This window comes from Dactylosporangium sp. CA-092794 (assembly GCF_050948465.1).
Classification (GTDB): domain Bacteria; phylum Actinomycetota; class Actinomycetes; order Mycobacteriales; family Micromonosporaceae; genus Dactylosporangium.
The window spans coordinates 3,463,722-3,488,929 of sequence record NZ_CP192044.1 but is presented as its reverse complement, the minus strand read 5'-3'; the positions used below and the strand labels follow the sequence as shown (position 1 = coordinate 3,488,929).

Genomic DNA, 25,208 nt, shown 5'->3' with positions numbered 1-25,208 from the left:
TCGGTCAGTCATCGAGGATCGCGAACAGTTCGTCGTCGGTGGCCGCGTCGAGCGCGCCGGGTGTGGAGCCGTCCGGGTCGCCGAGCGTGCTGAGCACGGCCAGCAGCCGGCGGCGCAGCTGCTGCCGGTCGGCGTCCGGGACCGGCCCGCCGGCGAAGGCGGCCTCCAGCCGGTCCAGCTCGGCCAGCGGATCCGGGGCCGGCCCGGCGGGACTGGCGGTGGGTTCGGGCGGGGCGGCCGCGTCGAGCAGGTGCGCGGCGATGCGGGCCGGGGTGGGGTGGTCGAAGACGAGGGTGGCGGGCAGGCTCAGCCCGGTCGCGGCGGCCAGCCGGTTGCGCAGGTCCAGCGCGGTCAGCGAGTCGAAACCGAGGTCGCCCAGCGCCCCGGCGGCGGGCACGGTGTCGGGCCCGTCGTGGCCGAGCACGGCCGCGACCTGGTTGCGGACGAGGGTGACGGTGATGCGTTCCCGGTCGGGCCCGGCGAGGCCGGCGATGCGCTCGCGCCAGCCGGCGGCGGCCGGCGCCACCGTGCGCGGCACGAGGTCGCGCAGCGGCGGCGGGACGTCCGGCGCGGCGGCGAGCCGGGCGCGGTCCACGCGGGCGGCGACGACGGCCGGCGCCCCGGCGGTGAGGGCGGCGTCGAACAGCGCCAGTCCCTGCTCCGCGGTGAGCGGCGGCAGCCCGGCCCGGGCGAGGCGCTGCCGGGCGGCCGGGTCGAGGGCGCCCGCCATGCCGGCGCCGGTGTCCCAGGCGCCCCAGGCGATGGACAGGGCGGGCCGGCCGGCCGCGCGGCGGTGGGCGGCGAGGGCGTCGAGGTAGGCGTTGGCGGCGGCGTAGTTGCCCTGACCGGCGGCGCCGAGCACCCCGGCGACCGAGGAGAAGAGCACGAACCCGGCCAGCGGGAGGTCCCGCGTGGCCTCGTGCAGGTGCCGGGCGGCGCCGGCCTTGGCGGCGAACACGGTGGCGAGCCGCCGCCGGTCGAGAGCGTCGATGACGCCGTCGTCGAGCACGCCGGCCGCGTGGACGACCGCGGTCAGCGGGTGGGCGGCGGGGACCGCGGCGACCAGCGCGTCCACGGCGGCGCGGTCGGAAACGTCGCAGGCGGCCACGGTGACGTCGGCGCCCAGGGCCGCGAGGTCGGCGGTCAGGGCGGCGGCGCCGGGCGCGTCCGGGCCGCGCCGGCTGGCCAGCAACAGGTGCCGCGCGCCGTGCCGGGTGACGAGGTGGCGGGCGAGCAGGGCGCCGAGCCCGCCGGTGCCGCCGGTGATCAGCACCGTGCCGTTCGGATCCCAGGCGGTTTCGGCGGTACCGGCGGGAGCCGGGGCGAGGCGCGGCACGCAGACGACCCCGTCGCGGACCCGGACGTGCGGCTCCCCCGTCGCGAACGCGGCCGGCAGTGCGGCGTCGTCGTCGGCCTCGACCAGCACGATGCGGCCGGGGTACTCGGCCTGCGCGGCCCGGACCAGGCCGCCCACGGCCGCGTCCGCGAGGTCCGCGCCGATGCGCACGAGCAGCCGCCCGCCGCCCGCCATCGCGGCCTGGATCCGTTCGAGGGCCTCGGCGAGCCGGTCGTCGCCGCTCGGGGTGAAGACCGGGGCGTCCGGGACTGCGGCCGGAGTGACCCGGCCGGCCTCGACCCAGGCGACCTCGTAGAGCCCGTCGGGCGCGGCGGCCGGCAGCGGCCGGAGGGCGAGGGTCCGGGCGGTGACGACCGGGCGGCCGGCGGTGTCGGTGACGGTCAGCGTGAGGCGGTCGGGGTCGCCGGCCGGGGCGAGGCGGGCGCGCAGGACGGTGTCGGCGGTGGCCCGGACGGTCACATCCGTCCAGGCGAACGGCAGCCGCGTCGACCCGTCGTCGCCCGCCGCGGTGAGGACGGCGGCGTGCAGGGCGGCATCGAGCAAGGCCGGGTGCACGGCGTAGGCGTCGAGGTCGCCCACATCCGGCAGAGTGACCTCGGCGATCACGTCCGCGCCCGCGCGCCAGGCGGCGCGCAGCCCGCGCAGCGCCGGCCCGTAGTCCAGGCCGTGCCCGGCAAGGCGGTCGTAGACGCCGGTCAGGTCGATCGGGGTCGCGCCGGCGGGCGGCCAGGGGTCGAGGTCGGGCGCGCTGTCGGTGCCGGGGGCGGGGCGGAGGGTGCCTGAGGCGTGCCGTACCCACGCGTCGTCATCGGCGGCGGCCGAGTGGATGGTGACCGTCCGCGTGCCCTGCTCGTCGGGGGCGTCGACCAGCACCTGCAGGCGGGTGTCGGCGACGGTCAGCGGCGCCTCCAGGGTCAGCTCCGCCACGTGGGGCACGCCCAGGGCCGCGCCGGCCCAGGCGACCAGGTCGAGCTGGGCGGTGCCGGGCAGCAGGACCGCGCCGCGCACCCGGTGCCCGGCCAGCCACGGGTGCTCCGCGGCCGAGACCTGGCCGGTGAACAGGTGGGCGCCGCGGCCGGGCAGGGCGGTGCCGGCGGTGAGCAGCGGGTGCGTCTGGGCCTGCAGCCCGGCGACCCGCGGACGGCCGTCGGCGCGGCGGGGCGGCCAGTAGCGGCGGTGCTGGAACGGGTAGGTGGGCAGGGCGACCCGGCGGGTGCTGCCGCCGGCCAGGGCGGCGACCGGGTCCAGCTCGACGCCGTGCACGCGCAGCGCGGCCGCGGCCTCGACGGCGGCCTGCGGCTCGGGCCGGTCGCGGCGCAGCATCGGCACGGCGAGCACCCCGTCGCCGCCGAGCGTGTCGAGGACCGCGGCGCTGAGGGTCGCGTCCGGGCCCGCTTCGAGGAACGCCGTCACGCCGTGGCCGCGCAGCGCCCGGACCGCGTCGGCGAAGCGCACGGTGGCGCTCACCTGCTCGACCCAGTACTCCGGCCCGTCCATGCCCTCCGACACCACCGCCAACGACGGGCGCCGATACGACAGTCCCTCCGCCACCGCCCGGAACTCCGCCAGCATCGGCGCCATCAACGGCGAATGGAACGCATGCGACACCCGCAACCGCCGCGACCGCCGCCCCAACCGCGCCACCACCGCATCGACCGCCTCCGCCACCCCCGACAGCACCACCGACCGCGGGCCGTTCACCGCCCCGACGGCAACCTCATCCGTCAACAGCGGCACCACCTCGTCCTCCGCCGCCTCCACCGCCACCATCACCCCACCGGCAGGCAGCGACCCCATCAACCGACCCCGGGCCACCACCAACGCCGCCGCGTCCGCCACCGACAACACTCCAGCAACGTGCGCGGCCGCGATCTCACCGACCGAGTGCCCCACCACCGCCTCCACCGGAATCCCCCACGACTCCAGCAACCGGAACAACCCCACCTCCAACGCGAACAACGCCGGCTGCGCCACCTCCGTCGCATCCAGCCGCGCCTCGTCCACCTCCGGCAGCAACGCCCCAACCTCGCCCCACGCCTCCGCGAAAACCGGGAACCGCCCGGCCAGCTCGCGGCCCATCCCCACCCGCTGCGAACCCTGACCCGCGAACATCACAGCCACCCGCGGCGCGCCCGCCGCCGCCGTCACCGGCATCGAACCGTCGGCGATGCCGGCCAGGCGGGCGCGCGGGTCGGTGCCGGTCGCGGCGGCGCGGTAGCGGAAGGCGGTGCGGGTGAGGGCGAGCGAGGCGGCGACGTCGGCGGGCCGCAGGGGCGGGTGGGTGCTCAGCCGCGCGGCCTGGGCGCGCACGGCCTCCTCGGTGCGGCCGGTGACGACCCAGGCGACGGGGCCGGGCTCGGCGTCCGGCGGTGCGGGGACGGGCTCGGGGCCCTGTTCGAGGATGACATGGGCGTTGGTGCCGCTGATGCCGAAAGAGGAGACGCCCGCCCGCCGGATCCGCCCGCCGCCGGGCCACTCGGCGGTGTCGGCGACCAGGTCGATCGCGCCGGCCGTCCAGTCCACCTGGGACGACGGCGCGTCGAGGTGCAGGGTGCGGGGCACGATGCCGTGCCGCATGGCCAGGACCATCTTGATGACGCCGGCCACGCCCGCGGCGGCCTGCGTATGCCCCAGGTTCGACTTGATCGAGCCGAGCAGCAGCGGCGTCGACCGGTCCTGGCCGTACGTCGCCAGCAACGCCTGCGCCTCGATCGGGTCGCCCAGCCGGGTGCCGGTGCCGTGGCCCTCCACCACGTCAACGTCCACCGTGGACAGCCCGGCCGCCGCGAGAGCCTGCCGGATCACCCGCTGCTGCGACGGGCCGTTCGGCGCCGTCAGCCCGTTCGACGCGCCGTCCTGGTTGACCGCCGACCCGCGCACCACGGCCAGGACCTCGTGACCGTGGCGCCGGGCGTCGGAAAGCCGCTCGACCACGAGCACGCCGACGCCCTCGGACCAGCCGACGCCATCGGCGGCGTCGGCGTAGGACTTGCACCGGCCGTCGCCGGCCAGGCCGCGCTGCCGGCTGAACTCGACGAACGTCTGCGGCGTCGACATCACCGTGACGCCGCCGACCAGGGCGAGCGAGCACTCCCCCTGCCGCAGCGCCTGAGCGGCGAGGTGCAGCGCGACCAGCGACGACGAGCAGGCCGTGTCGACCGTGACCGCCGGACCCTCAAGGCCGAGGGTGTAGGAGACCCGGCCGGAGGCGACGCTCGGCGCGCTGCCGTTGCCCTGGTAGCCCTCGGCCTCGGGGTTGCCCTTGAGCGCCTCGGCGTAGTCGTTGTACATCACGCCGAAGAACACCCCGGTCGCGCTGCCGCGCAGCGACCGCGGGTCGACACCCGCCCGCTCCACCGCTTCCCACGACGTCTCCAGCAGCAACCGCTGCTGCGTATCGGTGGCCAGGGCCTCCCGCGGGCTCATCCCGAAGAAGCCCGCGTCGAACAGCGCCGCGTCGTGCAGGAAGCCGCCCGAGCGCACGTAGGAGGTGCCGGCGCGGTCCGGGTCGGCGTCGAACAGCGCCGCCAGGTCCCAGCCGCGATCGGTGGGGAACGCCGAGATCGCGTCGCCGCCGTCGAGCACGAACCGCCACAGCTCGTCCGGCGAGGCGATCCCGCCGGGGTAGCGGCAGCCCATGCCGATGATGACGACCGGGTCGTCGCCGGGCGCGGGCGCCGCGGGCAGCGGGGGCGGCACCGGCCGGGCCGCCGGTTCGCCGCGCAGTTCGCGGCCGAGGAGCGCGATGACGGCGGCGGGCGTGGGGTGGTCGAAGACGAGGGTCGCGGGCAGCGGCAGGCCGGTGGCGGCGGCGAGGCCGTTGCGCAGCTGGACGGCGGTGAGCGAGTCGACGCCGAGGGCGGTGAACGGGCTCTCCAGGTCGATGGCGCCGGGCGCATGGCCGAGCACCGCGGCCAGCTGCTCGGTCACCAGCCGTGGCAGTGCCGCCGACGTCGTTTCGGCGGTGGTACCCCCGGCCAGCAGGACGGCTCGCAGCAGGGCCGGAACCTCGGCCGGCACGGCCGCGCGCGGGTCGAGGGCGAGGGCGGCCACCACCGGCTCGGCCGAGGCGACGGCCGCGTCGAACAGCCGCAGGGCCGCGTCCGCGCCGAGGAACGCGATGCCGGCCCGCCCCACCCGGGCCCGGTCCGCCGGCCCGGCATCGGCGGTCATGCCGGCGGCGTCCCACGGCCCCCACGCGATGCTGGTGGCCGGGAGGCCGGCCGCGTGGCGGCGGCGGGCGAGCGCGTCGAGGCCGGCGTTGGCGGCGGCGTAGTTGCCCTGCCCGGCACCGCCGAGCAGCCCGGCGACCGACGAGAACAGCACGAACGCGGTGATGCCCAGGCCGCGGGTCAGCTCGTCGAGGTGGCGGGCGCCGTCGAGCTTCGGCCGGCGCACGCCGGCCAGCCGGTCGGGGGTGAGCGCCGCCACGACGCCGTCGTCGAGGACTCCGGCCGCGTGGACCACGGCGCCCAGCGGGTGCTCGGCCGGGATGCGGTCCAGCAGGGCCGCCACGGCCGCCCGGTCGCCGGCGTCGCACGCCTCGATCGCGACCTGGGCGCCGCGCGCGGCGAGTTCGGCGGCGAGTTCGGTTGCGCCGGCGGCGGCCGGCCCGGAGCGGCCGGCGAGGACGAGGTGCCGCACGCCGTGCGCGGCCACCAGGTGCCGGGCGAGGGCGGCGCCGAGGGCGCCGGTGCCGCCGGTGATCAGCACGGTGCGGCCGGGCTCGGCGAACGGCCGCGCGGGCCCGGCGGCCGGGGGCAGCGGGCGCAGGCGCGGCGCGAGCACGGCTCCGTCGCGGGCGGCGACCTGGGGCTCGCCGGCGGCGAGGGCGCGGGTCACGACCGCGCGCGGGTCGGCGGCGGCGTCGAGGTCGGCGAGGATGAGCCGGCCGGGGTCCTCGGTCTGCGCGGTGCGCAGCAGCCCCCACGCGGCGGCGCGGTCGGGCTCCGGCTGTACGCCGCCCGCCTCGACGGCGCCCCGGGTCGTCACCGCGAGCCGGCCGGTCGCCCGCTGGACGGCGGCCAGGGCCGCCTCCGCGGTCTCCACCTCGGCGAATATCAGGTCCGGCTCCACCGGCGGTGCGTCGGCGATCGGCTCCCAGGCGACGGTGAACAGGCCGGCGCGGTGGGCGGGGGCGGCCGGGCGGAGGGTCAGCGCCTCGATCGCGGCCACCGGGCGGCCGGCGCCGTCGGTGATGGCGATCGCGACGGTGTCCGGGCCGGCGGGCATGATCCGGGCGCGCAGCACGGAGGCGCCGGCCCGGGTCACGGTGACGCCGCGCCAGGCGAACGGGATGCGGGCGGCGTCGGTGCCGACGGCGCCGCCGAGGGCGGCCGCGTGCAGCACCGCGTCGAGCAGCGCCGGGTGCAAGGGGTACTCGCCGGTGTCGGTGACCTCGGCGGGGGCGTGTACCTCCGCGTAGACCTCGGCGCCGGGGCCGGTCCACGCCGCGCGCAGGCCCTGGAACGCGGGCCCGTAGTGGTAGCCGCGGGCGGCCAGCCGGGGGTAGAAGCCGGTCAGGTCGGCCTCGGCGGCGCCGGCCGGGGGCCAGGCCTCGGCGGCGCGGGAGGCGGCCGGGGTACCCCCGCTCAGGAAGCCTTCGGCGTGGAGGTTCCAGGCGCCGTGCTCACCGCGGGCCAGGATGCGCACCGGGCGCCGCCCGTCGCGGCCGGGCTCGGCGACCTCGGTCCGGACCTCGGCGCCGGCGGGGCCCAGGACGACGGGGGCGGCGAGGGTGAGCTCGTCGACGCGGTCGCAGCCGTGCGCCCGGCCCGCCGCCAGGGCCAGGTCGAGCAGGGCGGTGCCGGGCAGCAGCAGCCGGCCGTCGATGACGTGGTCGGCCAGCCAGGGCCGGGTGCGCGGGGAGATCGCCGGGGCGACGCCGGGCCAGTAGCGGGCCCGCTGGAACGGGTACGTCGGCAGCGGCACCCTGCGCGGGCGGGCCGGGGCGTGGGCGGCGGCCAGATCGACCGGTACCCCCTGGGCATGCAGCGTCGCGAGGGCGGTCAGGAGGGTGGTGGTCGCGTCCCGGTCGCGCCGCAGCACCGGGACGGCCACCGTATCGCCGAGCGTGTCCAGGGCGGCCCCGGACAGGGTGCCGTCCGGTCCCAGCTCCAGGTGGACGCCCGCCCCGGCGGCCCGGACGGCGTCGGCGAAGCGGACCGGCTCGCGGACCTGGCGGACCCAGTGGCCGGGGTCGGTGAGCAGGTCCGGGCCGGCCGGGGCGCCGGTCACGGTGGACACCACCGGCACGGCGGGCGCGGCGTAGGCGAGCCCGTCGGCGACCCGGCGGAAGCCGGCGAGCATCGGCTCCATGAGCGGGGAGTGGAAGGCGTGCGAGACGCGCAGCAGCCCGGCCCGGCGGCCCCGTTCGCGGGCCCGGGCGACGGCGGTCCGCACCGCGTCCTCGGCGCCGGCGACGACGACGGCCCGCGGGCCGTTGACCGCGGCGATGCCGATCCCCTCCAGCCCGGCGAGCAGCTCGGCGGCCTCCGCCTCGGTGGCCTGGACGGCGAGCATCGCGCCGCCGCGGGGCAGCGCGTCCATCAGCCTTGCCCGGGCGGCGACCAGCGCCCCGGCATCGCCGAGGGACAGCACGCCGGCCGCGTGGGCGGCGGCGATCTCGCCGATCGAGTGCCCGACCAGCACGTCGGGGGCGACGCCCCAGGCGGTGACGAGCCGGTACAGCGCGATCTCGAGGGCGAACAGGGCCGGCTGGGCGTAGCCGGTGCGGTCGAGCAGGGCCGCGTCGGGGGTGCCGGGGTCGGCGGCCAGGACCGCGCGCAGCGGCCGGGCCAGCCCGGGATCGGCGGCGTCGAGCGCCTCGTCGAAGGCGTTCGCCATGATGGGGTACCGACCGGCGAGGTCGAGGCCCATCCTGGCCCGCTGCGAGCCTTGGCCGGCGAACAGCAGGGCGGTGACCGGGGTTCGCCGCGCGGTGGCGCGGACCAGGCCGGGCGCGGCGGTTCCGGCGCGCAGCCCGGCGAGGCCGGCGCGGATCTCCTGCGCCGTCGCCCCGACCACGACCGCGCGGTGCTCCAGCGGGGAGCGGCCCCCGGCGAGGGAGTGCGCGACGTCGGCGAGGCGCGCCTCCGGGCGGTCGTCGAGCAGCACGGCGAGCCGTTCGGCCTGCACGGTCAGTGCCTCGCCGGTGCGGGCGGACAGGGCCCACGCGACCGCGCCGTCCTCGCCCGCGGGGCTCTCGGCCAGGGTGGCCGGTGCGGCCTCGAGCAGGACGTGGGCGTTGGTGCCGCTGATGCCGAACGCCGAGACGCCCGCCCGGGCGGGGCGGCCGGTCGGCGGCCACGGGCGGGCGGTGGTGGCGATCTCCAGCTGACCGGCCGGCCACTCGACCCGGGTGGACGGCGTGGCGGCGTGCAGGGTCGCGGGCACGGTGCGGTGCCGCAGCGCGAGGACCGTCTTGATGACGCCGGCCACGCCGGCGGCGGCCTGGGTGTGGCCGATGTTCGACTTGACCGAGCCGAGCAGCAGCGGGTGGGCGCGCTCGCCGCCGTACGCCTCCAGCAGAGCCCGCGCCTCGATCGGGTCACCGAGCCGGGTGCCGGTGCCGTGCGCCTCCACGACGTCGACCTCGGCCGGCGTGAGCCCGGCCGCGGCGAGGGCCTGCCGGATGACCCGGCGCTGGGCGGGGCCGTTGGGCGCGGTCAGGCCGTTGGAGGCGCCGTCGGAGTTCACCGCGGTGCCGCGGACCACGGCCAGCACGTCGTGGTTGTTGCGGCGGGCCGCGGAGAGGCGCTCCACCACCAGCACGCCGACGCCCTCGCCCCAGCCGGTGCCGTCGGCGTCGTCGGAGAACGCCTTGCAGCGGCCGTCGGCGGCGAGCCCGCCCTGGACGGCGAACTCCTCGAACACCCGCGGCGTGGCCATCACCGTCACCCCGGCGACCAGGGCGAGACCCGTCTCGCCGTGGCGCAGCGCCTGTCCGGCGAGGTGCAGCGCGACCAGCGACGACGAGCAGGCGGTGTCGACGGTGAGCGAGGGCCCCTCGGCGCCGAGCACGTAGGACAGCCGGCCGGACATGACGCTGGCCGCGTTGCCGGTGCCGGCGTGGGCGCCGCCGCCCGGCGCCCGCTGCAGCAGGCCGGCGTAGTCCTGGCCGTTGGTGCCGACGAACACGGCGGCGGTCGAGCCGTGCAGGCTCAGCGGGGGTACCCCGGCCCGCTCCAGCGCCTCCCAGGCCACTTCGAGGAGCAGCCGCTGCTGCGGGTCCATCGCCAGGGCCTCGTTCGGCGACAGCTCGAACAGGGCCGCGTCGAAGCCGGCGACGTCGTCGAGGAACCCGCCGACCGGCGGCAGCCCCTCGCCGAGGCCGTCCCAGCCGCGGTCGGCCGGAAACGGGGTGAGCGCGTCGGTGCCGGCGACCAGCAGCTCCCAGAACGCCTCCGGCGTGCTCGCCCCGCCGGGGAACCGGCAGGCCATGCCGACGATCACCATCGGGTCGTCCCCGAGCGGATCGTCCCGCCCCGGCGCGGCGGTGGCCGGCGTTTCGCCGCCGGCGAGGAGCTCGTCGAGGTGTGCGGCGAGGGCCTCGGCGGTGGGGTAGTCGTAGACGGCGGCCGCGGACAGCCCGGCGCCGGTGGCCGCGTCGATCCGGTTGCGCAGCTCGACCGCCATAAGCGAGTCGAAGCCGAGGGCGGAGAACGGCCGGGCCACGCCGACCCGGGCCGGGTCGGCGTGGCCGAGGACCCCGGCGACGTGCGCGGTGACGGCGTCCAGCAGCGCCCGCCGCCGGGCACCCGCGCTCAGCCGCGCCAGGCCGGGCCGTTCGACGGCGTCCGGCCGCTCCGGTGCGGCCGGCCGCTCGGGCGCGATCGCGGCGAGGAGCGGCGCGGGGCGGCCCGCGGTGCTGGCGGCGCGATATTTCGCCCAGTCCGCGTCGGCGACGGTCACGGCGGTGTCGCCGGTCTCCAGGGCGCGGCGCAGGGCGGTCAGCGCGGCGGCGGGCGGCAGCGGGCGTAGGCCGGTGCGGTCGAGGCGGGCCCGGACGGCGGCCTCGTCGGCCATGCCGCCACCGGCCCACGGGCCCCAGGCGACGGCGGTGGCGGGCCGGCCGGCGGCCCGCCGGTGTGCGGCGAGGGCGTCGAGGTAGGCGTTGGCCGCGGCGTAGTTGGCCTGCCCGGCCGCGCCGACGGTGCCGGCGAGCGAGGAGAAGAGCACGAAGTCGGCGAGGTCCCGGTCCGCGGTGAGCTCGTGCAGGTGGCGGGCGGCGCCGGCCTTGGCGGCGAGCACGGCGGCGAAGCGGCCGGGGGTCAGCGCCGCGAGGACGCCGTCGTCGAGGACGCCGGCCGCGTGGAAGACCGCGGTGAGCGGCGCGCCGGCGGGAACGCGGGCAAGGGCGGCGGCCAGGGCGCCCCGGTCGGCGGCGTCGGCGGCGACCAGGTCGACCCGGGCCCCACCGGCGGTGAGGTCGCGGACCAGTGCATCGGCGCCGGGGGCGTCGGGCCCGCGGCGGCTGGTCAGCAGCAGCGAGGTGGCGCCCTGTGCGACGAGCCACCGTGCGACGCGTCCGCCGAGCGCCCCGGTCGCCCCGGTGACCAGGGCCGTGCCCTGCGGGCCGAACCGGCGGGCCGGCCGCGGCGCGGGCGCGGCGGCCAGGCGCCGGACGAGGGCGCCGCCCGGCCGCACGGCGATCTCGTCCTCGCCGCCCGGCGCCGCCAGGACGGCCAGCAGCGCGGCGACGGCGTCGCCGCCGAGGTCCTCGGGCAGGTCGATCAGGCCGCCCCAGCGGCGCGGGTGCTCGACGGCGGCGGTCCGCCCGAGGCCCCACAGCGTGGCCTGGCCGGGGCGGGCGACGGCGTCACCGGCGGCGGCGGCCACGGCGCCGCGGGTGAGGCACCACAGCGGCGCGGCCACGCCGCTCGCCTCGGCGGCCCGGACGAGTTCGGCGAGCCCGTCAACGGGCACCGGCGCGATCGGGTCGCCGGCGGGCGGGAGCAGCAGGACGCCGGCGGGCGCCGGCTCCCGGCGCAGCGCGGCCTCGACGTCGCCGAGGTCCACGTCGATCGTGTCCAGCGCCGAGGCGGCCAGGGCGGCGCGGACGTCGGCGGCGCCGGGCCCGGCGAGCAGCCAGGTCCCGTCCGGCACGGCCAGTGCCGGGGTGAGGGGCCGCCACTCGACGGCGTGCCGCCAGCGGTCGGTTGCCGTGCCGTCCGGCGTGGCGGTGCGCGGCCAGAACCGCTCGCGCTGGAAGGGATACGTCGGCAGGTCGACCCGCCGCGCCCCGGCCGGGTAGGCGGACCTCGGCAGCGGGATCCCGGCGGTGAACAGCGCGCCGAGCGCGGCCGCCGCGGTGCGTTCCTCGGCGTCGGGCCGCAGCAGCGGCACCGCCACCGGACCGGGCCCGGCGATCTGGCGCACCAGGGCAGTGAGCGAGGCGTCCGGCCCGGCCTCAATGAACGCCCCGATGCCAAGACCGGCGGCGGTGGCGATGGCATCGGCGAAGCGCACGGTGGCGCTCACCTGCTCGACCCAGTACTCCGGCCGGTCCATGGACGCCGGCCGCCCCGTCACCGTCGATACCACCGCCAACGTCGGACGCCGATACGACAGTCCCTCCGCCACCGCCCGGAACTCCGCCAGCATCGGCGCCATCAACGGCGAATGGAACGCATGCGACACCCGCAACCGCCGCGACCGCCGCCCCAACCCCGCCACCACCGCATCAACCGCCTCCGCCACCCCCGACAACACCACCGACCGCGGACCGTTCACCGCCCCGACGGCAACCCCATCCATCAACAACGGCACCACCTCGTCCTCCGCCGCCTCCACCGCCACCATCACCCCACCGGCAGGCAGCGACCCCATCAACCGACCCCGAGCCACCACCAACGCCGCCGCGTCCGCCACCGACAACACTCCAGCAACGTGCGCGGCCGCGATCTCACCGACCGAGTGCCCCACCACCGCCTCCACCGGAATCCCCCACGACTCCAGCAACCGGAACAACCCCACCTCCAACGCGAACAACGCCGGCTGCGCCACCTCCGTCGCATCCAGCCGCGCCTCATCCACCTCCGGCAGCAACGCCCCAACCTCACCCCACGCCTCCGCGAAAACCGGGAACCGCCCGGCCAGCTCCCGCCCCATCCCCACCCGCTGCGAACCCTGACCCGCGAACACCACACCCACCCGCGGCGCGCCCGCCACCTCCACCACCGGCGCCGAACCGGCGGCGAGGGCGGTGAGGCCGGCGGCGAGTTCGGCCCGGTCGGCGGCCACGACAGCGGCGCGGACCGGGAGGGCGGCCCGGCCGGTGGCGAGCGAGCGGGCCAGGTCGGCGAGCGTGCCGCCGTCCAGGTGGGACAGCAGCCGGCCCGCCTGCTCGCGCAGCGCCGGCTCGGTGCGGGCCGACAGCGGCACCGGGACCACGCCGCCGACCGGGGCGGGCTCCGGCCGGGCCGGGCCCTGTTCGAGGACGACGTGGGCGTTCGTGCCGCTGATGCCGAACGACGACACCCCGGCCCGGCGCGGACGGTCCGCCTCCGGCCAGTCCTGGGCCGTGTCCGCCAGCCGGATCGCGCCGGCCGACCAGTCGACGTGCGACGACGGGCGGTCGGCGTGCAGCGAGGCCGGTACCACCCCGTGCCGCATGGCGAGGACCATCTTGATCACACCGGCCACGCCCGCCGCGGCCTGGGTATGGCCGAGGTTGGACTTGATCGAGCCGAGCAGCAGCGGTGCCGGGCGGTCCTGGCCGTACGTCGCGAGCAAGGCCTGCGCCTCGATCGGGTCACCCAATCGGGTGCCCGTGCCGTGGCCCTCCACCACGTCCACGTCCACCGTGGACAGATTCGCCGCCGCGAGGGCCTGGCGGATGACCCGCTGCTGTGCGAGCCCGTTCGGGGCGGTGAGGCCGTTGGACGCGCCGTCGGAGTTGACCGCCGTGCCGCGGACCACGGCGAGGACCTCGTGGCCGTTGCGGCGGGCGTCGGAGAGCCGCTCGACCACCAGGACGCCGACGCCCTCGGACCAACCCGTGCCGTCCGCGGTGTCGGCGAAGGACCGGCACCGGCCGTCGGGCGACAGGCCGCGCTGCCGGGCGAACTCCACGAACACGCCGGGCGTGGCCATCACCGCCACCCCGCCGACCAGAGCGAGGGAGCACTCCCCCAGCCGCAGCGACTGGCCGGCCAGGTGCAGCGCGACCAGCGACGACGAGCAGGCCGTGTCGACGGTGACCGCCGGACCCGCAAGGCCCAGGGTGTAGGAGACCCGGCCCGAGGCCACGCTGCCCGCGCTGCCGTTGGCCCGGTAGCCGTCGAGATCCTCGGGCGTGTCCTGCAGGGCGAGGGCGTAGTCGTGGTGCATGACGCCGAAGAACACGCCGGTCGCGCTGCCGCGCAGCGCCGCCGGGTCGATGCCGGCCCGCTCGACCGCCTCCCAGGACGTCTCCAGCAGCAGCCGCTGCTGCGGGTCCATGGCGAGGGCCTCGCGCGGGGAGATGCCGAAGAAGTCGGCGTCGAAGTCGGCGGCACCGGCCAGGAAGCCGCCCGCCTGCCGGTAGCCGTCGCCGAGGTGGGCGGCGGCGAGGTCGTGCAGGGCGGCGAGGTCCCAGCCACGGTCCTCGGGGAAGCCGGAGATCGCGTCCGTGCCGCCGGCCACCACCCGCCACAGGTCCTCGGGCGAGCCGATGCCGCCGGGGTAGCGGCACGCCATCCCGACGATCGCGATCGGGTCGTCGGCGGTCCCGGGATCGGGTGCGTCCGGCAAGCCGGCCGGTTCCTCGACCGGCCCTGGTTCGCCGGCGCCCACGAGGTCGGCCAGGTACCCGGCGAGCGCGGCCGGGGTCGGGAAGTCGAACACCACGGTCGCCGCCAAGGGCAGGCCGGTGGCCTCGGCGAGCCGGTTGCGCAGGTCCAGCACGCCGAGGGAGTCCAGGCCGAGGTCGCGGAAGGCGCGGGCGGGGTCGATCCGGGCACCGTCGGCGTAGCCGAGGACGACCGCGGCGTGCTCCAGCACCAGCGTGCCGAGGTCGACCGCCGGGAGCTTTCGTCCGGCGGGGCTCGGCGCGGGTGACGGCGGCGCGGCAACCGGAGCGGGCGGCGTGTGCCACGCGGCGGTGACCAGCGCCGCATCAGGCCGGGCGGTGGCGGCGTCGAACAGGGCGAGGGCATCGGCCGGCGGCATCGGGGCGAGTCCGGCGCGGGAGAGCCGCTGCCGGTCCGCCTCAGACAGGTGCGCGGTCAGCCCGGTCGCGGTGTCCCAGAGGCCCCAGGCGAGGGACTGGGCGGGCCGCCCGGCCGCGGCCCGGACCTCGGCCAGTTCGTCGAGGAACGCGTTGGCGGCCGCGTAGGCGCCCTGTCCGGCGGTGCCGAGCACCCCGGCGGCGGAGGAGAACAGCACGAACGCGCGCAGGCCGAGGCGAGCGGTGAGCCGGTGCAGGTTCCAGGCGCCGTCCACTTTGGACCGCAGTCCCGCGGCGAGCCGCTCGGGTGTCAGGCCCCTGATCACGCCGTCGGCCGGGACCGCGGCGGCGTGCACGACGGCGGTGATCGGATGCTCAGCCGGCTGCGCGGCCAGGAGGGCGGCGAGGGCGTCGGGGTCGGCGACGTCGCACGCGGCGACGCTCACTTCGGCGCCGAGCCCGCGCAGGGCTGCAAGCGCGGCCGGGCCGGCCGTGCCGCGGCGCCCGACCAGCAACAGGCGCCGCACGCCGTGGACCTCGGCGAGGTGGTGGGCCAGCAGCGGCCCGAGCCCGCCGGTGCCGCCGGTGATGAGCACCGTGCCGTCCGGCGACCACGGGCTCGGTGCGGTCGCATCGTCCGCAGGTGCCGGGATGAGGCGGGCGGCGTGCAGGCCGTCGGCGTCGTGCCGCAGCCACGGCTCGCCGGAGGCGACGGCGGCGGACACCGTCTCCACGGCCAGGTCGCCGTCGTGCTCCAGCAGCACGAACCGGCCCGGGTGCTCGGCCTGCGCGGAGCGGATCAGGCCGGCCGCCGCGCGGGCGGTCAGCCGGGCGCTCTGCGTGCCGCCGAGCCGGATCGTGAACACCAGGCGGGCGTCACCCGACTGCAGCAGCGCCAGCACCCGGCCGGTCTCGGCCCGCACCGCCGCCGGTATGTCCGCGGCCTCGACGCCGATCGGGACGGTCCGGAAGTCCCCGGCGGCTCCGGCGGGAGCCGGCACCGGAGCCCAGCCGAGGCGGGACGGGGCCGGCTCGGGCCGCCGGGCGCGGAGGGTGACGGTGGCGGCGAAGACCGTCCGGCCGGTGCGGTCGGCGGCGGTCACCTCGATGCGGTCGGCGCCGAGGCGGTGCAGCCGCACCCGGACCGCGATGGCCGTGCCGGCGCGTGAGGCGTGCTCGATCGCGAACGGCAGCCGGCCGCGCGGGCCGAACAGGTCGCCGCCCTGCAGCGCGGCGTCGAGCAGCGCCGGGTGCAGGCCGTAGCCGGACGGGTCGAGCTCGGCCGGGAGGGCGGCCTCGGCGTAGACGTCGTCGCCACGCCGCCACAGGGCGCGCAGGCCGCCGAACGCCGGGCCGTGCCGCACCCCCCGGTCGTGGAAACCGGCCCGGAACGCGTCCACGTCGACCGGTTCGGCACCGGCCGGGGGCCACTCCGGCTCGGGCCGGTCCGGGACCGGGACGGCGGTGGCGAGGATGGCGTCGGCGTGCCGGGCCCAGCCGTCCCCGGTGCGGGCGTGCACGGCGAGCGGGCGCCGGCCGGCTCCGTCGGCCGGGCCGAGGACCAGCCGCAGGATGCGCTCCCCCGGCTCCGGGAACGTCACCGGGGCGCGCAGGGTCAGCTCGGCGAGGTGCTCGAGCCCGACCGCCCGGCCGGCGGCCAGGGCCATCTCGGTCAGGGCGGCGGCGGGCAGCACGACCTCGCCGTCGATCACATGGTCGGCCAGCCAGGGCTGCGCCCGCAGCGACAGCCGTGCGGTGAGCACGAAGCCGGCGCCGTCGGGCAGCTCCACCGCGGCGCCGAGCAGCGGGTGTCCGGCGGCGGCGAGCCCGAACGCGGGCAGCACCGCGGCGGGCGGGGCGGGGCGCAGCCAGTAGCCGGTGCGCCGGAACGGGTAGGTCGGCAGGGCGGCCGGGCGGACCGGGCCGAACACCGCCCGCCAGTCGACCGGTTCGCCGGCGAGGAAGGCGTTCGCCGCGCCGGTGGGCGCGGCCGCCGGGCGCCCCTCGGCCAGGGTCATCAGCCCGGCCCGGTAGCCGTCGCGATCGCTCGCCTCCACGGCGGCCCGGACCGGAAAGACCGTGCGGGTGGTGGCCAGGGCGTAGCCGATCGCGGGCAAGGGCGTATCGCCGTCGAGCAGCTCCAGCAACTGCGCCGCCCGGGCCCGTAGCCCGGCGTCGTCCCGGGCGGAGAGCACCCACGGGCCGTCCGTGCCGCGCGGGCCGGAGTCGTCGGCGGCGGGGACCTGCTCCAGGATGACGTGGGCGTTGGTACCGCTGATCCCGAACGACGACACCCCGGCCCGGGCCGGGCGGTCCGCCGCGGACGGCAGCGGAGCCGGATCGCCGGCCACCGTCACGGCGCCGGAGTCCCAGTCGACCAGCGGTGACGGGTCGCCGGCGTGCAAGGTGCGGGGCAGGACGCCGTGGCGCAGGGCGAGGACCGCCTTCAGCACGCCGGCCGCGCCGGCGGCGGCCTGGGTGTGGCCGAGGTTCGACTTGACCGAGCCGAGCAGCAGCGGCCGGTCGCGGTCCCGGCCGTAGGTGGCCAGGATGGCCTCGGCCTCGATCGGGTCGCCCAGGACCGTGCCCGTCCCGTGGGCCTCGACCGCGTCCACGTCCGCGCCGGTGAGGCCGGCGTCGGCGAGGGCCTGCCGGATGACGGCCTGCTGGGCGAGGCCGTTCGGGGCCATCAGGCCGTTCGAGGCACCGTCGGAGTTGACGGCGGTACCCCGGACCAGGGCCAGCACCGGATGGCCGTTGCGGCGGGCGTCGGAGAGGCGCTCCAGCAGCACCAGGGCGGCGCCCTCGGCGAAGCCGGTGCCGTCCGCGGATGCGCCGAAGGCCTTGCACCGGCCGTCGGCGGCCAGGCCGTGCTGCCGGGCGAACTCGGTGAACACGGCCGGGGTGGCCATCACCGCGGCGCCGCCGGCCAGGGCCAGGTCGCAGTCGCCGGACCGCAGGGCGCGAACCGCCTGGTGCAGCGCGACCAGGGCGGACGAGCAGGCGGTGTCCACGGTGATGGCGGGGCCGTGCAAGCCGAGCGTGTAGGCGATCCGGCCCGAGGCGACGCTGGCCGTGCCGCCGGTGTCGGCCGTGCCGCCGTAGCCATTGTGCGCCACGCCCGCGAAGACGCCGGTGCGGCTGCCGCGCAAGGTTTCCGGGTCGATGCCGGCCCGTTCGACGGTCTCCCAGGCCACCTCCAGCAAGAGCCGCTGCTGCGGGTCGGTTTCGCGGGCCTCGCGCGGGGAGAGCCCGAAGAACTCGGCGTCGAACGCGCCCGGGGCGCGCAGGAAGCCGCCGGCGGCCGGGTACGCCGGGTCCGGCTCCCAGCCCCGGTCGGTGGGGAACGGGGTCAGCGCCTCCCCGCCGGCCTCCAGCAGCCGCCACAGCGCCTCGGGCGAGTCGATGTCGCCGGGCAGCCGGCAGCCCATGGCGACGATCGCGACCGGGTCGTCGCCCGGCCGGTCCGGGCCGGTCGGCGCCGCAGGAGCGGGGCCCGCCGCGGACAGGTGCTCGATGAGCCGCTGCGGGGTGGGGTGGGCGTACACCAGGCCGGCGGGCAGTCGCCGGCCGAGGTCGGCGCCGAGCCGGTTGCGGAACTCGACCGCCGTGACCGAGTCCATGCCCAGCTCGGCGAACGTGCGCCGCAGCGGCAGCTCCCCGGGGGCGTCGTGGCCGAGCACGGCGGCGAGGCGGCGGCGCACGACGCTCGCGATGTCGGCGCCGGCGGCCGGCGCCTCGGGCCGCGGGCCGGCCGCGACGAGGGCGGTCAGCAGCGGGTTGGCGCGGGTCGCGGCGGCGGCCGCCCAGTCCTGGTCGGCGAAGACGACGTGGGTCTCGTCGTCGTCGAGGGCCCGCTGCAGCTCGGCCAGCGCCCGCTCCACCGGCAGGGGGCGCAGGCCGCCGCGCAGCAGCCGCTGCTCGACCCGGGCGCCGATGCCGGAGCCGGCCCAGTGCCCCCAGCCGATCGAGGTCGCGGGCAGGCCGCGGGCGCGCCGGTCCCGGGCGAGCGCGTCCAGCCAGGCGTTGCCCGGGCCGTAGTTGCCCTGCCCGGCCGTGGCGGCGACCCCGGCCACTGAGGAGAACAGCACGAACGCGGCGAGCGGCAGGCCGGCGGTGAGCCGGTCGAGGACGCGCGCGGCGCGCACCTTGGCGTGGAGTACCCCGGCCATCCGCTGCGGCGTCAGCGCCTCCACGAGGGCGTCGTCGAGCACGGCGGCGGTGTGGAAGATTGCGCCGAGCGGCCGCTCCGCCGGGATCGCGGCGAGGACGGCGGCGAGGGCGGTCTCGTCGGCCGCGTCCGCCGCGACGAGGGTCACGCCCGCGCCCCGGCGCTCCAGGTCCGCGGCGAGCTCCGGCGCGTCGGGCGCGTCGGGGCCGCGGGTGCTCAGCAGGATCAGGTGGACGCCGGGGCGGGCCAGCCACCGGGCCACCCGGGCGCCGAGCGCGCCGGTGCCGCCGGTGACCAGGACCGTGCCGGTCGGCCGCCACGGTTCCCCGGCGGCGCGGCGGGGCGGGGCGGCCCGCACGAGGCGGCGGGCGAGGGGGCCGGCGGGGCGCAGGGCGATCTCGTCCTCGCGGCCGTCGCCGGCGAGGATCGCGGCGAGCCGGGCGAGGGTGTCGGCGCCGGCCGTCTCGGGCAGGTCGATCACGCCGCCCCACAGCCCGGGGTGCTCCTGGCGGACGGCGGGGGCGAGCCCCCAGACGGTCGCCTGGTCGGGCCGGGTGACCGGGTCGCCGGGGCCGGTCGACACGGCGCCGCGGGTGAGGCACCACAGGCGGGCGCCGCCGTCGCGCAGCCGCCGGACCGCGTCGACGGTCGCGGCCAGGCCGCGCGGCACCGCGGGATGCCCGGGCTCGGGGGACGGGTCGAGGGCGAGCAGGGACACGACGCCGCGCAGGCCCGCGGGCAGGCCGGCCGGGTCGTCGACGGTGACCACCGCCGCCCCGGCCGCCGCCAGCGCGGCCGCCACGGGTGGGGCCAGGTCGTCCCCGGGGGCGGCCAGGACCGCCCAGGCGCCGTCGAGCGGCCTCGCCGCCTGGGTGGGCAGCGCGGTCCAGGCGATCCGGTACCGCCACGGGTCCGCGGCCGGGCCGGTCGCCGGCGGGGCGGGCTCCAGCCAGTACCGCCGCCGCTGGAATGGATAGGTGGGCAGCTCGACCCGGCGGGCGCCGGTGCCCTCGAAGGCGGCGGTCCAGTCGACCTCCACGCCGGCCGTCCAGGCCTGGGCGAGGGCGGCGAGCAGCTGCCGCCGGTCGCCCGCGTCCCGGCGCAGGGTGCTCAGGGTGACGACGGGGGTCTGCGCGCCGAGGGCCTCCAGGGCCGGCACCAGGACCGGGTGCGGCCCGATCTCCAGGAACACGCCGTGCCCCCGCGCCACCAGGTCTTGGGCGACGGGCAGGAAGCGGACCGGCTCGCGCAGGTTGCGGAACCAGTACTCGGCGTCCCGCGCGTCGTCCTCGCCGCCGGTCACGGTCGAGGGGAACGGCACGGTCGCGGGCCGCGGGTGGATCGGGGCCAGCGCGGCGAGCAGCTCGTCGCGGACCCGGTCGACCTGGGCGGAGTGGGAGGCGTAGCCGACCGGCAGCCACCGCGCCTTGACGCCGGCCGCCGCGCACTCGGCGACCAGCGCGGCGAGCTCGGCCGGGTCGCCGGCCACGACGGTTGCGGCCGGGCCGTTCAGCGCGGCGACCGACACGCCGGGGCGCCCGGCGAGCAGTTCCTCGGCCTCGTCGGCGGCCAGGGCCAGCGACACCATGCCGCCGGCGTCGGCCAGCGTGCGCTCGATCGCCCGGCTGCGCAGCGCGACCACCCGGGCAGCGTCGTCGAGCGACAGCACGCCAGCCACGCAGGCGGCGGCGATCTCGCCCTGGCTGTGCCCGATCACGGCGGCGGGCCGGACGCCGAAGGAGCGCCAGACCTCGGCGAGCGACACCATGACGGCCCAGAGGGCCGGCTGCACGACGTCGGCGCGTTCCAGCGCCGCCTCGTCGTCCAGCACGTCGGTCAGCGTCCAGTCGGTGTAGGGGGCCAGCGCGGCCGCGCACTCGGCCATCCGCCGGGCGAACACGGGCGAGGCCGCCAGCAGCTCGCGGCCCATGCCGGCCCACTGGGTGCCCTGGCCGGGGAAGACGAACACCGGGCGGATCGGTTCCTCGGCCACCCCGGCGCCCGCCTCCGTGGGGCCGTCGACGCTGGCGACGAGCACGGCGCGGTGGTCGAAGACGGCGCGGGTGGTGGCCAGTGACAGGCCGACGTCGGCGGCCCGGCCCGGGTGCCGGTGAACCCGCTCGCGCAGCTCCGCCAGGGCGTCCACGGTGCGCGCCGACAGCACCAGCGGCACCGGCGAAGCCACGGCCTCGGCGCCGGGCGCCGGTTCCCCGGCCGGGACGTCTTCGAGGATGAGGTGTGCGTTGGTACCGCTGATGCCGAACGACGAGACCCCGGCCCGGCGCGGGCGCTCTCCGGCGGGCCACGGCTCGGCCTCGGCCAGCAGGCGGATCGCGCCCGAGGACCAGTCCACCCGGGAGGTCGGGTTGGCCGCATACAGGCTGCGGGGCAGCACGCCGTGCCGCATGGCCAGGACCAGCTTGATGATGCCGGCGACGCCGGCGGCGGCCTGGCTGTGGCCGATGTTGGCCTTGATCGAGCCGAGCCGCAGCGGCCGGTCGGCCGGCCGGTCCCGGCCGTAGGTCGCCAGCAGGGCGCCGGCCTCGATGGGGTCGCCGAGGACGGTGCCGGTGCCGTGTGCCTCGACCGCGTCGACGTCGGCGAGGGAGAGCCCGGCCGCGGCCACCGCCTGCCGGATCACGTCCTGCTGGGCGATGCCGTTGGGCGCGGTGAGGCCGTTGCTGGCGCCGTCGGAGTTCACCGCCGAGCCGCGGATCACGGCGAGCACCGGGTGGCCGTTGCGGCGGGCGTCGGAGAGCCGCTCCAGCACGAGCATGCCGGCGCCCTCGGCCCAGCCGGTGCCGTCGGCGTCCTCGGCGAACGCCTTGCACCGCCCGTCCGAGGACAGGCCGCCCTGCTTGCCGAACTCGGCGAACATGCCCGGGGTCGCCAGCACCGTCACGCCGCCGGCCAGGGCCAGCCCGCACTCGGCGTGGGCGAGGGCGCGGGCGGCCTGGTGCACGGCGACGAGCGACGAGGAGCAGGCGGTGTCCACGGTGATCGCCGGGCCGCGCAGGCCGAGCGTGTAGGCGATCCGGCCGGACAGCACGGCGGGCGTGTTGCCGGTCAGCACGAAGCCCTGCACGTCGCCGCCGGCCTCGTGCAGGCGCGGGGCGTACTCCTGGGCGGTGCCGCCGACGAACACCCCGGTGCGGGTGCCGCGCAGCGACTGCGGCACGATCCCGGCCCGCTCGACCGCCTCCCAGGCGACCTCCAGCAGGATCCGCTGCTGCGGGTCCATGGCGACGGCCTCGCGCGGGCTGATGCCGAAGAATGCGGGGTCGAAGCCGGCGGCGTCGGCGAGGAACCCGCCCCGGCCGTCGAGCGCCGGGTCCCAGCCGCGGTCGAGCGGGAAGCCGGTGATCGCGTCGACACCGTCGGCGACCAGCCGCCACAGCGCGTCGGGGTCGTCGGCGCCGCCCGGGTAGCGGCAGGCCATGCCCACGATGGCGATCGGATCGGCGGGGCGCTCGCGGACAACCACGTCAGGGGTGACCGCACCGGACAGATGTGCGGCCAGGTCCTCGACGGTGGGGTGGTCGAACAGGACCGAGGCGTCCAGGGCCAGGCCGGTGGCGGCGGCGAGCCGCCGGGCCAGCTCCACGGTCATGATCGAGTCGACGCCGAGCTCCCGGAACGGCACCCGGCCGTCGACGGCGCGCGGATCGGCGATCTCCAGCACCGCCGCCAGTTCCGCGGCGACCAGGGCCGTCGCGTCCGTGGCCGGGGCCGCCGCCGGCGCGACGACCTCGGCCTCGGCACCGATCCAGTGCGGGCTGCGGTCGAAGGCGTAGGTCGGCAGCCCGGCGAGGCGGGTGCCGGGGGCGCCGAGCAGCGGGGTCCAGTCGATGTCCGCGCCCGCCGCGTGCAGCCGCGCGAGAGCCTCCACGAACGCGGTGCCGTCCGCGACCCGGGAACGCAGCAGCGGTACCACCACCGCGGCCGCACCGGCGTTGGGCGGGACCATCGCCGCGAGCACCGCGTCCGGGCCGGCCTCCACGAACGTGTCGCAGCCGTCGGCCGCCAGCGCGCGCACCGCGTCGGCGAAGCGGACCGGCTCGCGGACCTGCCGCACCCAGTAGCCGGGCGAGGTCAGGTCGGCGCCGGCCGTGCCGGTCACGGTGGACATCACCGGGATCCGCGGTGCGTCGAGCCGCAGCCCGGCCACGACCGCGCGGAACTCGTCCAGCATCGGGTCCATGAGCGGCGAGTGGAACGCGTGCGACACCCGCAGCCGGCTGCTACGCCGCCCCAGACCGGCGACAACCCCCTCAACCGCATCGGCCGCACCCGACAGCACGACCGACCGCGGACCATTGACCGCCGCGATCACCACCACACCGACCAGCAGGGGCAGGACCTCCTCCTCGGACGCCTCCACCGCCACCATCGCACCGCCCCCGGGCAACGCCTGCATGAGCCGCCCCCGAGCCACCACCAGCGCCACCGCGTCCGGCAGGTCGAACACACCCGCCACGTGCGCCGCGGCGATCTCCCCGACCGAGTGCCCGGCCAGCGCCGCGGGGGTTACGCCGAGCGCGGTGAGCTGCCGGTAGAGCGCCACCTCCACGGCGAACAGGGCGGGCTGGGCATACTCGGTACGACCCAGTAACTCGGCGTCGCCGTCCCCGAGCAGCGGCTCGCGCAGCGGACGGTCGAGCCGCGGATCGATTTCGGCCAGCGTCTCGTCGAGGGCGGCGGCGAAGACCGGCCAGCGGTGGTACAGCTCGCGCCCCATGCCGGCCCGCTGGCTGCCCTGCCCAGTGAAGAGGATCGCCGTGCGCCCCGAGCGGCCCGCGGCGGTGCCGGTGATCGCGCCCCGCCCGGCGGCGATGGCCTCGAGCCCGCGCCGGAGCTGTTCGCCGTCGGTACCCACCGCGGCCGCCCGATGCGGGAACGCCGTGCGGTGCCGCCACAGCGCGCCCGCCACCTCGGCGACCGGCACGTCGCCGCCGGCCCGGGCGAGCAGCCGTTGGGCCTGGCCGCGCAGCGCCGCCGGACTCCTGGCCGAGAGCAGCCACGGGATCGGTCCGCCGATTTCCGCGGGGGTACTTCCGGTTGCCTCCGCGACGGCCTCCGCGACGACGACGTGGCAGTTGGTGCCGCCCATGCCGAAGGAGGAAACGCCGGCAATCCGCGGCCCGGCCGGCGGCCACGGGCGCCGCTCGCGGACGACGTCGAGGCTCCACGCGGCGAAGTCGATGGCCGGGTTGCCGGCGGCGAAGTTGAGGCTCGGCGGGATCTCCCCGTGCCGCAGCGCGAGCACGGCCTTCACCAGGCCGACGATCCCGGCGGCCCCCTCCAGGTGCCCGACGTTGGTCTTCGCGGACCCGACCGCGAGCGGCCCGGCCGACCGGCCGCCGAACACCGCGCCCAGCGCCGCCGCCTCGACCGGGTCGCCGACCGGCGTGCCGGTGCCGTGCAGCTCCAGGTAGGACACGTCGTCGGCGGAGACGCCGGCCCGGGCCAGCGCGGCGCGGACCACCGCCTCCTGGGCCGCGGCGCTCGGCGTGGTCAGCCCGGCCGCCGGGCCGTCGCTGTTGACGGCGCTGCCGCGGATGACGGCATACACCGCGTCGCCGTCGGCGATCGCCCGCTCCAGCGGCTTGAGCAGCAGGAAGGCGCCGCCCTCGCCGCGCACGAAGCCGTTGGCCCGGGCGTCGAAGGTGAAGCAGCGCCCGTCCGGCGACAGCCCGCCGAATTCGGCGGCGGCCTCCGCCCGGTGCGGGGACAGGTTGAGGTTCACCCCGCCGGCCAGGGCCAGGTCGATCTCGCCGGTGCGCAGGCTCTCGCACGCCTGGTGCACGGCGACCAGCGAGGACGACTGCCCGGTGTCGACGGTCAGGCTCGGCCCGGTCAGGCCGAGGAAGTGCGAGACGCGGTTGGCGATCAGGCCCCGCTGCGTACCGGTCATGGTGTGGTGGCCGACCGGGGCGGCGAGGCTCAGCGTGGCGTAGTCGTCCCACATCGCCCCGACGAACACGCCCGCACGGGCGCCGGCGAGATCGGCCGGGCGGACCGCCGCGTCCTCGACCGCCTCCCAGGCCAGCTCCAGCGCGAGCCGCTGCTGGGGGTCCATGCGCGCGGCCTCGCGCGGCGAGACGCCGAAGAAGCCCGCGTCGAAGCCGGCCACGTCGTCGAGGAAGCCACCCCGCGTCGCGCCGGGCGCCGCCGGCAGGTATGCCCAGCGCCCCGCCGGCACGGTGGTGATCGCGTCGCCGGCGTCACGCAACAGCTGCCAGAATGCCCCGGGGTCCGGTGCCTGGGGTAGCCGGCACGCCAGGCCGACCACCGCCACCGCCCCGGTGGTTACGCCACCGCTCAAGGTCGTGCACCCCTCGGAGTACTCGGACAGCCGTAAACTACATCCAGTCGATAGGATTGATCAGGTATCGATCACGAACGAAAGGTGAACGGTAAGGACCGGCAGGCACCCGTTACGCGACCGAAATAGGCACGTTCCCAAACCGCCATACGCCGCGCACCGGCGTCCACAAGGACGATTCGCTCGTTACCTCATCACCGGAAAT

Annotated in this window: 1 protein-coding gene; it reads right to left on the bottom strand. The window is 78.0% G+C overall.

Annotated elements, in window-relative coordinates; genetic code table 11:
• Positions 1-4: 4 nt before the first annotated feature.
• Complete coding sequence (locus tag ACQPXD_RS15070) at positions 5-25,003, bottom strand: SDR family NAD(P)-dependent oxidoreductase (RefSeq protein ID WP_432838799.1); 24,999 nt, start codon at positions 25,001-25,003, stop codon at positions 5-7.
• Positions 25,004-25,208 lie beyond the last annotated feature (205 nt).